The following is a 14,314-nucleotide window of genomic DNA, read 5'->3' as shown; positions in this document are numbered from 1 at the left end:
CGATGAAAACAAAACTTTCCTGGTTATGTGCAGTGGCAATGGGGATGAGTGCGCTCCCTGCAACAGTGGCTAACGCGGCGCCTGATAACGCAGCGACCACGCCCGCGCCAACGGTGCCTGTCGTCGCGCAAGCGACCGATCCGGTTGTGACGGCCGCGCCGGGGCAGACGGAGAACGTTGTCCCGAATCAGCCGACGACGGGGAATACGCTGCCCGGCGACAACCCGGTGGTTGGGCAGGTCATGCCTGGCGTGCCGGGAGCCAGTGCGCCGGTGGTTGCCGAAAATACGCCGTCGCGTGACGTTAAGCTGACGTTTGCCCAGATCGCGCCTCCTCCGGGCAGTATGGTTCTGCGCGGCATCAACCCAAATGGCGGTATCGAATTCGGTATGCGCAGTGATGAAGTCGTGTCGAAAGCGGTGCTCAACCTGGAATACACCCCATCGCCGTCGCTGCTGCCGGTGCAGTCCCAGCTTAAGGTCTATCTGAATGACGAGCTAATGGACGTCCTGCCCGTCACCAAAGAGCAATTGGGTAAGAAAACCCTGGCTCAGGTGCCGATTAACCCGCTGTTTATCACCGACTTTAACCGCGTGCGTCTGGAGTTTGTCGGCCACTACCGCGATGTCTGTGAAAACCCGGCCAGCAGCACCTTGTGGCTGGATGTCGGTCGTAACTCTTCGCTTCAGATGACCTATCAGCCGCTGGCGTTGAAAAACGATCTCTCCGCCTTCCCGGTGCCGTTCTTCGACCCGCGTGATAACCGTCCGCTGAACCTGCCGATGGTCTTTGCCGGCTCTCCTGATGTGACCGAACAGCTGGCGGCCTCTATCGTGGCATCCTGGTTTGGTTCCCGCTCCGGCTGGCGTGGTCAAAGTTTCCCGGTCATGTACGACAAAATGCCGGACAAAAACGCGATCGTGTTTGCCACCAACGCCAAACGTCCGGCTTTCCTGCGTGACCATCCGGAGGTGAAAGCGCCCACCATCGAGATGATCAGCCATCCGGACAATCCGTACGTGAAGCTGCTGGTGATCTTCGGCCGTGATGACAAAGATCTGGTGCAGGCGGCGAAGGGCATTGCGCAGGGAAATATCCTGTTCCGCGGTAACAGCGTTGTGGTGGATGAGGTGAAACCGCTGCTGGCGCGTAAGCCTTATGATGCGCCGAACTGGGTACGTACCGACCGGGCAATCACCTTTGGCGAGCTGAAAACCTATGAAGAGCAATTGCAGTCAACCGGGCTTGAACCTTCTCCTGTCAGCCTGTCGCTGAACCTGCCGCCGGATCTCTATCTGCTGCGCACCAACGGCATTGATATCAACCTGAACTACCGTTACACCGCGCCGGCAACCAAAGACAGCTCGCGCATGGATATCAGCCTCAACAACCAGTTCCTGCAATCGTTCAGCCTGACCAGCAGCCAGGAGACAAACCGGTTGATGCTTCGTCTGCCTGTATTGCAGGGGCTGCTGGATGGCAAAACCGATGTGTCGATCCCGGCGCTGAAGCTCGGTGCGGTGAACCAGCTGCGGTTTAACTTCCAGTATATGAACCCCATGCCGGGTGGATCGGTGGAAAACTGTATTACCTTCCAGCCGGTGCAAAACCACGTGGTGATTGGCGATGATTCCACGATCGACTTCTCGAAGTATTACCACTTTATCGCGATGCCGGATCTGCGTGCCTTTGCTAACGCCAGCTTCCCGTTCAGCCGCATGGCTGATCTCTCTGAATCGATTGTCGTGATGCCAAAAGCGGCCAACGAAGGTCAGGTTGCCACGCTGCTGGACACCATGGGTACCGTTGGGGCGCAAACCGGCTTGCCGGCTATCAACGTGACGGTGACGGATGACGGTAGTCAGATCCAGAACAAAGATGCCGATATCATGGTCATCGGCAACATTCCGGACAAGCTGAAAGACGAGAAGCGCGTCGATCTGCTGGTGCAGGCGGCTCAGTCATGGGTCAACACGCCGCTGCGTCAGACCGAGTTCCCGAGCATCATGCCGGACAGCGGCGATCGTCAGGCCAATATCAGGACGACCGTAAGTTCAACGGGTCCGATGGCCGCGATTGTCGGCTTCCAGTCGCCGTATAACGACCAGCGCAGCGTTATCGCCCTGCTGGCGGACAGCCCACGCGGCTATGAGCTGCTCAACACGGCCATGAACGACAGCGGTAAACGGGCAGCAATGTTCGGTTCCGTCTCGGTGATCCGTGAGTCGGGGGTAAACAGCCTGCGCGTGGGGGATGTCTACTACGTCGGTCATCTGCCGTGGTTCGAACGCCTGTGGTACGCCCTGTCTAACCACCCGGTGCTGCTGGCCGTGCTGGCTGCGCTCAGCGTCGTATTGCTGGCGTGGGTACTGTGGCGTCTGCTGCGAATCATCAGCCGTCGTCGTCTTAACCCGGACCATGAGTAAGCGGTGATGAAAATCTTTCGCGGGTGTGTAGTCGCAGCGTTGATGCTGGCGGCGGCGAATCTTCACGCTGCCTGTCGCTGGCCTGCCTGGGAGACGTTCAAGCAGGATTATATGAGCGAAAGTGGGCGGGTCATTGATCCCAGTGACGCGCGCAAAATCACCACCTCCGAAGGGCAAAGCTACGGGCTGTTCTTTGCCCTCGCGGCAAACGATCGCAAGGCGTTCGATCTGCTGCTGGCATGGACGCGCGATAACCTTGCCGAGGGAGATTTAGCCCAACATCTCCCGGCCTGGCTGTGGGGAAAAAAGGACGACGAAACCTGGGCGGTTATCGACCCTAACTCCGCGTCTGATGCCGATATCTGGATTGCCTGGTCGCTGCTTGAAGCCGGGCGGCTGTGGAAAAATCCCGATTACACGCGCACGGGTAAGGCGCTGTTGACGCGCATTGCCAGTGAGGAAGTGGTGAAGGTGCCGGGGCTGGGTTCTATGCTGCTGCCGGGTAAAGTCGGTTTTGCCGAAGAGAGTGTCTGGCGCTTTAACCCCAGCTACCTGCCGCCGCAGCTTGCGAGCTATTTCACCCGTTTTGGCGCGCCGTGGACGACGCTCCGTGAAACTAACCTGCGTCTGCTGCTGGAGACCGCGCCTAAAGGATTTTCCCCGAACTGGGTGAAATACCAAAAAAAGGGCGGCTGGCAGCTGTCGCAGGATGCATCCCTGATCGGCAGCTACGATGCGATTCGCGTCTATCTGTGGGTAGGGATGATGAACGATAACGATCCGCAGAAAGCCCGGCTACTGGCGCGTTTCAAGCCCATGGCGACCACCACAATCAAACAAGGCTTGCCGCCGGAGAAAGTGGATGTAGCAACCGGGAAACGCACCGGAGATGGGCCGGTAGGGTTTTCTGCCTCTCTCCTTCCGTTTTTACAAAACCGGGACGCGCAGGCGGTGCAACGCCAGCACGTCGCCGATCGTTTTCCCGATAACAATGCTTATTACAGCTACGTTCTGACCCTCTTTGGACAAGGGTGGGATCAGCATCGTTTTCGTTTCACCGTGCAAGGTGAATTACTACCGGATTGGGGCCAGGAATGCGCACGTTCACACTGAATCTACTCACCTTATCGCTTGGCCTGGCGCTAATGCCCCTGGCCCAGGCCGCCAACTCCCCGCAGCAGAGACAGCTGCTGGAACAGGTCCGTCTGGGGGAATCCACCCAGCGTGAGGATTTAGTGCGCCAGTCGCTCTATCGCCTTGAGCTGATCGACCCCAACAACCCGGACGTGATTGCCGCGCGCTTCCGCTACCTGTTACGACAGGGCGATACGGCGGGCGCGCAAAAAGAGCTGGATCGCCTGAAAGGAATGGCACCCGATTCCAGTGCCTACCAGTCCTCCCGTACTACCATGCTGCTCTCCACGCCGGATGGTCGCCAGGCCCTCCAGCAGGCTCGCCTGCTTGCCACCACCGGGCACACGCAGGAAGCCATTGCTGCGTATGACAAACTGTTTGACGGTAAGCCGCCCAGCGGCGACATCGCGACGGAGTACTGGAACGTGGTGGCGAAAGAGCCAGCCCGCCGCAACCTGGCCATTAATCAGCTTAAGAAAATAAACGCCAGCAGTCCGGGCAACGTCCCGCTACAGTCCTCGCTGGCACAGCTTCTGTTCCAGAGCGGACGGCGCGATGAAGGGTTCGCGGTGTTGCAGGAGATGGCCAAATCGAATAATGGCCGCAGTCAGGCGTCGGACATGTGGTACCAGCAGATCAAAGATCAGCCGGTCAGCAGCGCCAGCGTCACCGCGCTGCAACAATACCTGAGCGTATTCAGCGATGGCGATAACGTGACGGCGGCGCGCACCCAGCTTGAAGCACAGCAAAAACAGCTCGCCGATCCGGCGTTCCGCGCCAAAGCCGAAGGGTTAGCCGCAGTGGATGCCGGGCAGGGCAGTAAAGCGGTAACGGAGTTGCAAAAAGCAGTCAGCGCCAACCACGCTGACAGTGAAGCTGTAGGCGCGCTGGGGCAGGCCTATTCTCAGAAAGGCGATCGCGCGCGTGCGGTTGCGCAGTTTGAAAAGGCGATCGCCCTCGATCCGCAGAGCGATAACCGGGGCAAATGGGACAGCCTGCTGAAGGTCAACCGATACTGGCTGCTGATCCAGCAGGGGGATAACGCCCTGAAAGCCAACAATACGGCCCAGGCCGAACGCTATTACCAGCAGGCGCGCAATATCGACAATACTGACAGCTACGCGGTTCTGGGGCTCGGTGATGCGGCGGCGGCGCGCAAAGATAACGACGCGGCCGAACGCTATTACCGCCAGGCGTTGCGGATGGACAGCGGCAACAGCAACGCGGTGCGCGGTCTCGCCAATATTTATCGCGCGCAGTCTCCGGAGAAGGCGACGCAGTTTATTCAGTCGCTCTCTGCCAGTCAGCGCCGCAGCATTGATGATATTGAACGTAGCCTGACGAACGAGCAGCTGTCAGCCCAGGCTGAACAGCTGGAAAGCGAGGGGAAATATGCGCAGGCCGCAGAAATTCAGCGCCGACGCCTTGCGCTTTCCCCGGGCGACGTGTGGATCACCTACCGACTGTCACGCGATCTGTATAGCGCGGGTCAGCGCAGCCAGGCGGATAACCTGATGCGTCAGCTGGCAAGTCAGAAACCGGGCGATCCGGATCAGGTTTACGCCAGCGGGCTGTACCTGTCCGGTAACGATCAGGACCGGGCGGCGCTGGCGCATCTGAACACGCTGCCGCGCGACAAGTGGAACGGCAACATTCAGGCGCTGGCGGACCGCCTGCAAAGTAACCAGGTGCTGGAAACCGCCAACCGCCTGCGCGACAGTGGAAAAGAGCAGGAGGCGGAAACGTTGCTTCGCCAGCAGCCTCCGTCCACCCGTATCGACCTGACGCTGGCGGACTGGGCTGAACAGCGGGGCGATCATGAGGCCGCGAAAACCGCCTACAACACCATTCTGCAACGCGAACCGCAGAACGAAGACGCGATCCTCGGCCTGACCGAGGTCTATCTTGCTCAGGGCAACAAGGACGCGGCGCGCGCGGCGCTGGCGAAACTGCCCGCGGCACAGAACGGCGAACCGCTCTCCATCAATATGCAGCGCCGGCTTGCCATGGCGCAGGCCGGACTGGGTGATCCTGCCGCGGCAGAAAAGACCTTCAACGCCATTCTTCCGCAGGCCAAATCGCAGCCGCCTTCGATGGAAAGTGCGCTGGTGATGCGCGATGCCGCCCGTTTCCAGGCACAAAATGGTCAGCCTCAGCAGGCGCTGGACACCTGGAAAGATGCGATGGTCTCATCGGGCATCACAACGACCCGTCCCACCGATAACGACAGCTTTACGCGACTCACGCGTAACGATGAGAAAGATGACTGGCTGAAGCGCGGCGTGCGCAGCGATGCAGGCGATCTTTATCGTCAGCAGGATCTGAACGTCACGCTGCAACACGACTACTGGGGCTCCAGCGGCACGGGAGGCTATTCCGACCTGAAAGCGCACACCACCATGCTCCAGGTTGATGCGCCGCTGTCGGATGGACGTATGTTCTTCCGTAGCGATCTGGTCAATATGAACGCCGGTTCCTTTGACACCGATAACGGAACTTACGATCCGACATGGGGTACCTGTGCCGAAACGCCATGTCACGGCAGCACGAACCAGTCGGCCAACGGCGCCAGCGTGGCCGTCGGCTGGCAGAACAAAACCTGGGCGTGGGATATCGGTACAACGCCGATGGGCTTCGACGTGGTCGATGTGGTGGGCAGCCTGAGCTACAGCAACGATTTAGGGCCGATTGGCTACACCCTGAACGCCCATCGCCGTCCGATTTCCAGCTCGGTGCTGGCCTTCGCCGGGCAAAAAGATCCCAATACCGACACCACCTGGGGCGGCGTGCGTGCCACCGGTGGCGGCGTGAGCATGAGCTACGACAAAGGCGAAGCTAACGGTATCTGGTCAAGCCTGAGTGCCGACAGCCTCACCGGGAAGAATGTCGAAGATAACTGGCGCGTCCGCTGGATGACCGGCTATTACTACAAGCTCATCAATCAGAACAACGAACGCCTGACGGTGGGCGTGTCCAACATGCTCTGGCATTACGATAAGGATTTAAGTGGCTATTCGCTGGGCCAGGGCGGTTACTACAGTCCCCAGGAGTATGTGTCGTTCGCCTTACCGGTGAACTGGCGTAAACGCACAGAGAACTGGTCATGGGAGCTGGGCGGCTCCGTCTCCTGGTCTCATTCAAAAACAAAAGATGTGATGCGTTATCCGTTACAGGGGCTGATCCCGGACAATGAGCCAGGCCGTTATACCGATAAAGATGTGATGGAAACCGGAAGTAGCTCGTCAGGCACGGGTTATACCGCAAGGGCGATTGTTGAACGCCGCGTGACGTCCAACTGGTTTGTCGGTCTGGGCGTCGATATTCAGGAAGCAAAAGACTATACCCCGAGCCATGCGCTGCTCTACGTTCGGTATTCTGCCGCGGGCTGGCAGGGTGATATGGACTTACCACCGGAACCGCTGGTGCCTTATGCAGACTGGTGATCGGATTTTTACTTAATCTAATTGTAAGTCTCTCTTAAAAGTGCAGCTATCGGGTATACTCGGACGCACCAGGTTTACACCCTGGTGCGCCCTGCGCTTCGAGTTTTGTGGAGAGTCATTTTGCGTGTCAGCCGTTCCTTAACGATCAAACAGATGGCGATGGTGTCTGCCGTCACAATGCTGTTTGTCTTCATCTTCTGCGTCATTTTGCTGTTTCACTCCGTACAGCAGAATCGCTACAACACGGCTTCGCAACTGGAAAGTATTGCCCGCTCGGTGCGGGAACCCCTGTCAGCCTCGATTCTGAAAGGGGATATCCCCGAGGCGGAATCCATCCTGAAGCGCATTCAGCCCGCTGGTATCGTGAGCCGCGCGGATGTTGTACTGCCGAACCAGTTCCAGGCGCTGCGGATGAGCTTTATCCCGGAGCGTTCCGTCCCGATGATGGTGATGCGCCTGTTTGAACTGCCGGTGCAAATTTCCCTGCCTCTCTATTCCCTGGAAAGACCGGCTAACCCGCAACCGTTGGCCTACCTGGTGCTACAGGCCGACTCGTACCGCATGTATAAATTCGTCATGAGTTGGGTTGCTACATTAGTGACCACTTACTTACTTTTGACATTAATGCTGAGCGTGGCGCTGACGTGGTGTATCAACCGGTTAATTGTGCATCCGTTGCGCCGCATAGCCCGGGAGCTGAACGACCTCTCTCCACAGGAGCACATGGGGCATCAGCTTCCGTTGCCGCGCCTGCATCACGATGATGAAATTGGCATGCTGGTCCGCAGTTACAATATCAACCAGCAGCGTGTCCTGCGTCAGCAGGAAGAGCTCAGTAGCAACGCCACCCGTTTTCCGGTATCTGATCTGCCAAACAAAGCGTTTTTAATGGCCTTGCTGGAGCAGACCGTCGCCCGCCAGCAGACCACCGCGCTGATGGTGATTGCCTGCGAAACCTTGCAGGACACGGCGGGCGTGCTGAAAGAGAGCCAGCGCGAAATGCTGTTACTGACGCTGGTGGAAAAGGTGAAATCCGTTCTGGCGCCGCGCATGGTGCTCACCCAGGTCAGCGGCTATGACCTGGTGGTGATCGCGCACGGTGTTAAAGAGCCGTGGCACGCCATTACGCTAGGTCAGCAAGTACTTACTGTCATTAATGAGCGGCTGCCCATTCAGGGTATCCAGCTTCGCCCGAGCGCCAGCATCGGTATTGCGATGTACTCCGGGGGGCTGACCGCCGAGCAGCTTTATCGTCGGGCTTTCTCGGCCGCGTTCACCGCGCGGCGGAAAGGGAAAAACCAGATCCAGTTCTTTGATCCGGAGCAGATGGAAAAAGCCCAGCAGCGCCTGACGGAAGAGAGCGACATTCTGACGGCGATGGACAATCGCCAGTTTGCGCTCTGGTTACAGCCGCAGGTCAATTTGCGCACGGGTGAAGTGACCAGCGCCGAAGCGTTGCTGCGTATGCAACAGCCGGACGGCACGTGGGAGCTGCCTGAAGGGATGATCGAACGTATCGAGTCCTGCGGCCTGATGGTCACCGTCGGCTACTGGGTGCTGGAAGAGTCTTGCCGCCAGCTTGCGGCCTGGCAACAACGGGGCATCACGCTGCCGCTGTCGGTGAATCTCTCTGCGCTACAGCTGATGCACCCGACCATGGTGCCGGAGATGCTTGAGTTGATCCATCGCTACCGCATCCAGCCCCACACGCTGATCCTGGAAGTCACCGAGAGCCGTTGTATCGATAATCCTGACGACGCTGTCGCCATCCTGAAACCGCTGCGTAATGCCGGGATCCGCATTGCGCTGGACGATTTCGGTATGGGGTATTCCGGCCTGCGTCAGCTCCAGCACATGAAAACGTTGCCGGTGGACGTCCTGAAAATCGACAAAACCTTTGTGGAAGGGCTGCCGGAGGATTGCAGCCTGGTGCAGGCCATTATTCAGATGGCGCACAGCCTGAATCTGCACGTCATTGCCGAGGGTATTGAAACCGACGCCCAGCGTGAGTGGCTGGCTGCGGCGGGCGTAGAGAGCGGACAGGGCTTCCTGTTTGATCGCGCCGTACCGACGGATATCTTTGAGCAACGCTATCTCGCCGACGCTGGCAATAACGCAAAAGTGTAATTTTGTTGCTGGCTTGTGCGAGCCAGCTCAAAGTTCTTAACATTTGTGTTTCAAATTTGAACCCCGTTTATTTCTGTCCTGTTATGTGGGTGTTATTTTAAAGCCGCAGGTTAACCATAACCTTACAAAGCCTGTAGTTTTTCTTTCCAGGGACACCCTATGAAAACCTCACTCTTCAAAAGTCTTTACTTCCAGGTCCTGACAGCCATCGCCATCGGTATTCTGCTCGGTCACTACTACCCGGAGCTGGGCGCGCAGATGAAACCGCTTGGCGACGCGTTCGTTAAGCTCATCAAAATGATCATCGCGCCGGTCATTTTCTGTACCGTGGTGACCGGTATCGCTGGCATGGAAAGCATGAAGGCGGTCGGGCGTACGGGGGCGGTTGCCCTGCTGTACTTCGAGATTGTCAGTACCATCGCGCTGATTATCGGCCTGATTATTGTCAACGTGGTACAGCCTGGCGCGGGCATGAACGTTGACCCGGCCACGCTGGATGCGAAAGCGGTGGCGGTTTACGCTGAACAGGCGAAAGATCAGGGGATTGTTGCCTTCTTGCTGGACGTGATCCCGAGCAGCGTGATTGGCGCGTTCGCCAGCGGAAACATCCTCCAGGTACTGCTGTTTGCCGTGCTGTTTGGCTTTGCCCTGCACCGTCTTGGCAGCAAAGGCCAGCTGATTTTTAACGTCATTGAAAGCTTCTCGCAGGTTATCTTCGGCATCATCAACATGATTATGCGTCTGGCCCCGATTGGCGCCTTTGGCGCGATGGCCTTCACCATCGGGAAATACGGCGTCGGCACGCTGGTACAGCTGGGCCAGCTGATCGTCTGCTTCTACATCACCTGTATTCTGTTTGTGGTGGTGGTGCTCGGCTCCATCGCCCGTGCGACCGGCTTCAGCATCTTCAAATTTATTCGTTACATTCGTGAAGAGCTGCTGATTGTCCTCGGCACATCCTCTTCGGAGTCCGCGCTGCCGCGTATGCTCGATAAAATGGAAAAGCTGGGCTGCCGTAAGTCAGTGGTGGGGCTGGTTATTCCTACGGGCTACTCTTTTAACCTGGATGGCACCTCGATATACCTGACGATGGCGGCGGTCTTTATTGCCCAGGCCACTAACAGCCACATGGATATCTTCCATCAGATTACGCTGCTGGTGGTGCTTCTGCTCTCTTCAAAAGGGGCGGCGGGCGTAACGGGCAGCGGATTTATCGTGCTGGCGGCCACCATTTCGGCGGTGGGCCATCTGCCGGTAGCGGGCCTGGCCCTGATCCTCGGTATTGACCGCTTTATGTCTGAAGCCCGTGCGTTAACCAACCTGGTCGGCAATGGCGTGGCGACGATTGTGGTGGCGAAGTGGGTGAAAGAGCTGGATCACAAGAAGCTTAACGATACGCTGAATAACCGCACATCTGAGGACAAAACCCCCGGTTTATCCTCTTAATCCCTCATAAATGCCCGTATTCCCTTGTGGGGATGCGGGCACCTGCGCATAATAACCGTTCATACCTGTCATAATTCGACAAGATTTTTTTTGGGTATATTTCACTTCCGCCCGTGACGTTTAGCTGAACACGCTGTCTAATCGGAAGGTTTTCATCGTCATCTTTGAGTGCTCACGTCGCGAGACACTCTCTTTAACCAGGAATGTTGATCAGGGGTTCACATGCAGGGCACAAAAATTCGACTCTTAACCGGCGGTTTGCTGATGATGGCAGCAGCCAGTTATGTGCAGGCAGATGCGCTCCAGCCAGACCCGGCCTGGCAACAGGGAACACTGGCGAACGGTTTCCAGTGGCAGGTATTATCCACTCCGCAACGTCCGAGCGATCGCATTGAAATCCGTCTTTCTGTGAATACCGGCTCCCTCACTGAAAGCACCCAGCAGACCGGCTTAAGCCACTTTATTCCTCGACTGGCGCTCACCCAGAGCGGCAGTTTGCAGGCGGTTCAGGTGCGTTCTTTATGGCAACAGGCCATCGATCCGAAACGCCCGCTGCCCCCGGCTGTGGTCTCCTATGACTACACCATGTTTAACCTGAGCCTGCCCAACAACCGTAACGATCTGCTTAAAGAAGCGCTTACCTATCTATCCGATGCCACCGGCAAACTGGCGATTACGCCTGAGACCGTAAACTATGCGTTGAGCAACAGCGACATGGTGGCGACCTGGCCGACGGATACCAAAGAAGGCTGGTGGCGCTACCGCCTGAAAGGGTCCACGCTGCTTGGCCACGACCCGGCAGAACCGCTGAAACAGCCGGTGGATGCAGAGCAGGTGAAATCTTTCTACCAGCAGTGGTACACCCCGGATGCCATGACCCTCATTGTAGTGGGCAACGTGGACAGCCGTGCGGTGATAGAGCAGATCAACAAAGCCTTTGGCGATCTGAAAGGGAAGCGTGAAACGCCTGCCCCTGTTCCTACCTTGTCCCCGCTGCGTCCTGAGACGGTCAGCATCATGACGGATACCGTGCGTCAGGATCGTCTTTCAATGATGTGGGATACGGCCTGGCAGCCGATCCGCGAGTCTTCTGCGCTGCTGCGTTACTGGCGTGCGGATCTCGCGCGTGAAGCGCTGTTCTGGCACGTTCAGCAGACGCTCAGCAAGAACAACGTGAAAGATATTGGCCTGGGCTTTGACTGCCGTGTGCTGTTCCAGCGCGCCCAGTGCGCCATTAACGTGGAATCGCCGGGCGATAAGCTCAATGCCAATCTCGGCGTGGTGGCGAAAGAGCTGGCTAAAGTGCGTAAAGAGGGCCTGTCTGAAGAGGAGTTTAACGCGCTGGTGGCGCAGAAATCCCTTGAATTGCAGAAACTGTTCGCCACCTATGCCCGCGCCGATACCGATATCTTAATCAGCCAGCGCATTCGCTCCTTGCAGAATCAGGTGGTGGATATCGCGCCGGAGCAGTATCAGAAACTGCGTCAGGACTTCCTGAACGGTCTGACCGTGGAGATGCTGAATCAGGATCTGCGCCAGCAGTTGTCGCAGGATATGGCGTTGATTCTGTTACAGCCGAAAGGTGAGCCGGAATATGACATGAAAGAGTTGAAGGCCACCTGGAACGCCATCATGGCGACGGCGCCGCAGCCAGCGCAAACGGCAGCCGATGATTTACATCAGGATGCGAGCGATATTCCGCAGGGCCAGTAAGCCCTGCGTCCCCTCTCCCTGTGGGAGAGGGTTAGGGTGAGGGCATCAGCCCGCCCAGTCCTTAAGCAGGCATCGCCTCGCGCGGAATAATCGCTCCGCGATACTGAATCACCGTGCTGGCCGTTAAATGACCGCGCTGCGCCGCCGCTTCCGGCGTACCTCCCGTCAGACGTACCGCCAGATACCCCGCGCTGAAAGAATCTCCCGCCGCAGTGGTATCGATCACTTTCTCTTTCGCCAGCTTCACCGCCGGGACCTCTGTCACGGCTTCACCTGCAACCGCCACCAGGCAAGACTCCGCCCCGCGCTTGATCACCACTTCGCTGACCCCGGCAGCCTGCGTCCGGGCGATGACCTCATCAACCGGTTTTTCGCCCCACAGAGCATCTTCATCATCCAGCGTCAGGAAGGCGATATCGGTGCATTCGAGCATCTGCTGGTAGACCTGCTGCGTCTCTTCGCGGCTGGCCCACAAACGTGGACGGTAGTTGTTATCGAAAATCACCTTACCGCCATTGGCACGGCATTCGCGCAGCAGTGACAGCAGCTTTTCACGGCTCTCCTGGCTCAGGATCGCCAGGCTGATCCCGCTCAGGTAGAGATAATCGAAGGTCGCCAGTTCTTCGCAAATGGCAGCGGCGGCCTCGCTTTCCAGCCAGAATTTGGCGGCCGCTTCATTACGCCAGTAATAGAAGGTGCGCTCGCCGGTGCTGTCGGTTTCGATGTAGTACAAACCCGGCAGGCGGTTTTCCATTCGCTGGATCAGCGAGGTCCCAACGTTTTCACCCTGCCAGGCTTCCAGCATCTGCTGGCTGAAGCTGTCCGTTCCCAGCGCGGTAACGTAGCTCACGCTCAGCGCGTCGGGGGAGACCTGACGGGCAATGTAAACGGAGGTGTTCAATGTATCGCCACCAAAACCGCGGCTGGCTTCCGCGCCTTTCTGGGACAGCTCAATCATGCATTCGCCAATCACGGCAATTTTTTTAGACATAGTCGTGAACCTGAACAAAGTAATTAAGGGTAGTGTGCGCTGTGTGTTTTTTATGGTCAACTATATTAAAACGACGTTCCATTATTTTTTTTGAGCCAGCGCGTATTCCGGCATATTTCTGTCATCTTAATTTCATTTTCCCGGTGAATTGAACATAAAGTTCTCACCTGGCGGGCCGATAACTCAGTGACGAGTCCAGAAAGGCTATCCCATACAACAGGACATCCGAAATGAAGTCAGAGCAGGTTATCCAGCGGCTGAGCACTACGCCTGAGGCAAGTATTGAGAACTTGCAGGAGCATCGCTACTGGCTGCAATGTGAGCGAGCGTACACTTATCAGCCCATCTACCGTACCGACGGTCGGTTAATGGCGATTGAGGTGTTAACGGTCGTCACTCATCCATCGAATCCTTCAAAGCGTATTGCACCGGACCGCTATTTTGCGGAGGTTGCCGTGCGTCAGCGTATCGACGTGCTGGAAGAGCAGCTGAGAATGCTGGCGACGAAGCAGGCGTTCTTCGAGCAGCACGGTATTCTGGCGTCGGTGAACGTGGATGGCCCCACCCTGATGGCGTTACGTCAGAATGCGACGTTGCAGGCGCTGATTGCTACCTTGCCGTGGATGCGCTTCGAGCTGGTGGAACATGTTCAGCTGCCGCAGGACTCCTCGTTTGCCTCGATGTGTGAGTTTGGCCCGCTGTGGCTGGATGATTTCGGTACCGGTATGGCCAACTTCTCCGCCCTGAGCGAAGTGCGTTATGACTACATCAAAGTGGCCCGCGATCTGTTTATCATGCTGCGCCAGACGCCGGAGGGACGGAACCTGTTTACGATGCTCCTGCAACTGATGAACCGCTATTGCCAGGGCGTCATTGTGGAAGGCGTAGAAACGCTGGAGGAGTGGCGCGACGTGCAAAATTCCCCGGCAGCGGCGGCACAGGGTTATTTCCTCTCTCGTCCTGTCCCCATGGATACCCTGGAAAAGGTGATAACCAGCCTCTGATCTGCCCGCTTCCCTTTGTCTGAACTATAG

The 14,314-nt window shown here is 57.4% G+C and carries 8 protein-coding genes; 7 read left to right on the top strand and 1 reads right to left on the bottom strand.

Annotated features, from left to right (window positions below; translation table 11 throughout):
• Window positions 1-2: 2 nt before the first annotated feature.
• The 6 genes from bcsB to SK53_RS19815 all read left to right on the top strand — a co-directional run bounded on the left by bcsB (window position 3) and on the right by SK53_RS19815 (window position 12,289).
• Complete coding sequence (gene bcsB / locus SK53_RS19840; protein WP_071787994.1) at window positions 3-2,426, top strand: cellulose biosynthesis cyclic di-GMP-binding regulatory protein BcsB; 2,424 nt, start codon at window positions 3-5, stop codon at window positions 2,424-2,426.
• A 6-nt stretch (window positions 2,427-2,432) separates the two neighbouring features.
• Window positions 2,433-3,539 carry a cellulose synthase complex periplasmic endoglucanase BcsZ gene (bcsZ, locus tag SK53_RS19835; RefSeq protein ID WP_003861183.1) on the top strand — a complete coding sequence of 369 codons (1,107 nt, stop codon included), beginning with the start codon at window positions 2,433-2,435 and terminating at the stop codon, window positions 3,537-3,539.
• A complete protein-coding gene (gene bcsC, locus SK53_RS19830; RefSeq protein WP_048209915.1) occupies window positions 3,521-7,003 on the top strand; it encodes a cellulose synthase complex outer membrane protein BcsC in 3,483 nt (1,160 codons plus the stop codon). The genes bcsZ and bcsC overlap by 19 nt, the downstream gene beginning before the upstream one ends.
• Window positions 7,004-7,123: 120 nt before the next feature.
• The gene (hmsP, locus tag SK53_RS19825; RefSeq protein WP_032608094.1) at window positions 7,124-9,130 is read left to right on the top strand and encodes a biofilm formation regulator HmsP; all 2,007 of its coding nucleotides are present in this window, start codon (window positions 7,124-7,126) and stop codon (window positions 9,128-9,130) included.
• Window positions 9,131-9,289: 159 nt separating this feature from the next.
• Window positions 9,290-10,576 carry a C4-dicarboxylate transporter DctC gene (gene dctA, locus SK53_RS19820; RefSeq protein WP_015571524.1) on the top strand — a complete coding sequence of 429 codons (1,287 nt, stop codon included), beginning with the start codon at window positions 9,290-9,292 and terminating at the stop codon, window positions 10,574-10,576.
• A gap of 222 nt (window positions 10,577-10,798) precedes the next feature.
• The gene (locus SK53_RS19815) at window positions 10,799-12,289 is read left to right on the top strand and encodes a M16 family metallopeptidase (RefSeq protein WP_003861190.1); all 1,491 of its coding nucleotides are present in this window, start codon (window positions 10,799-10,801) and stop codon (window positions 12,287-12,289) included.
• 61 nt (window positions 12,290-12,350) lie between these two features.
• Here the strand turns inward: SK53_RS19815 and SK53_RS19810 are convergent, their stop codons facing one another.
• Window positions 12,351-13,280 carry a 2-dehydro-3-deoxygluconokinase gene (locus tag SK53_RS19810; protein WP_048209914.1) on the bottom strand — a complete coding sequence of 310 codons (930 nt, stop codon included), beginning with the start codon at window positions 13,278-13,280 and terminating at the stop codon, window positions 12,351-12,353.
• 230 nt (window positions 13,281-13,510) lie between these two features.
• Here SK53_RS19810 and pdeH point away from each other — a divergent pair, with 230 nt between their 5' ends.
• Window positions 13,511-14,284, top strand: a complete 774-nt coding sequence (gene pdeH / locus SK53_RS19805) for a cyclic-guanylate-specific phosphodiesterase (protein WP_023314999.1) — start codon at window positions 13,511-13,513, stop codon at window positions 14,282-14,284.
• Window positions 14,285-14,314 lie beyond the last annotated feature (30 nt).

This window comes from Enterobacter sp. MGH119, from assembly GCF_001037675.1.
Lineage (GTDB): Bacteria > Pseudomonadota > Gammaproteobacteria > Enterobacterales > Enterobacteriaceae > Enterobacter > Enterobacter hormaechei_C.
This window is presented reverse-complemented; position numbering and strand designations above follow the sequence as displayed.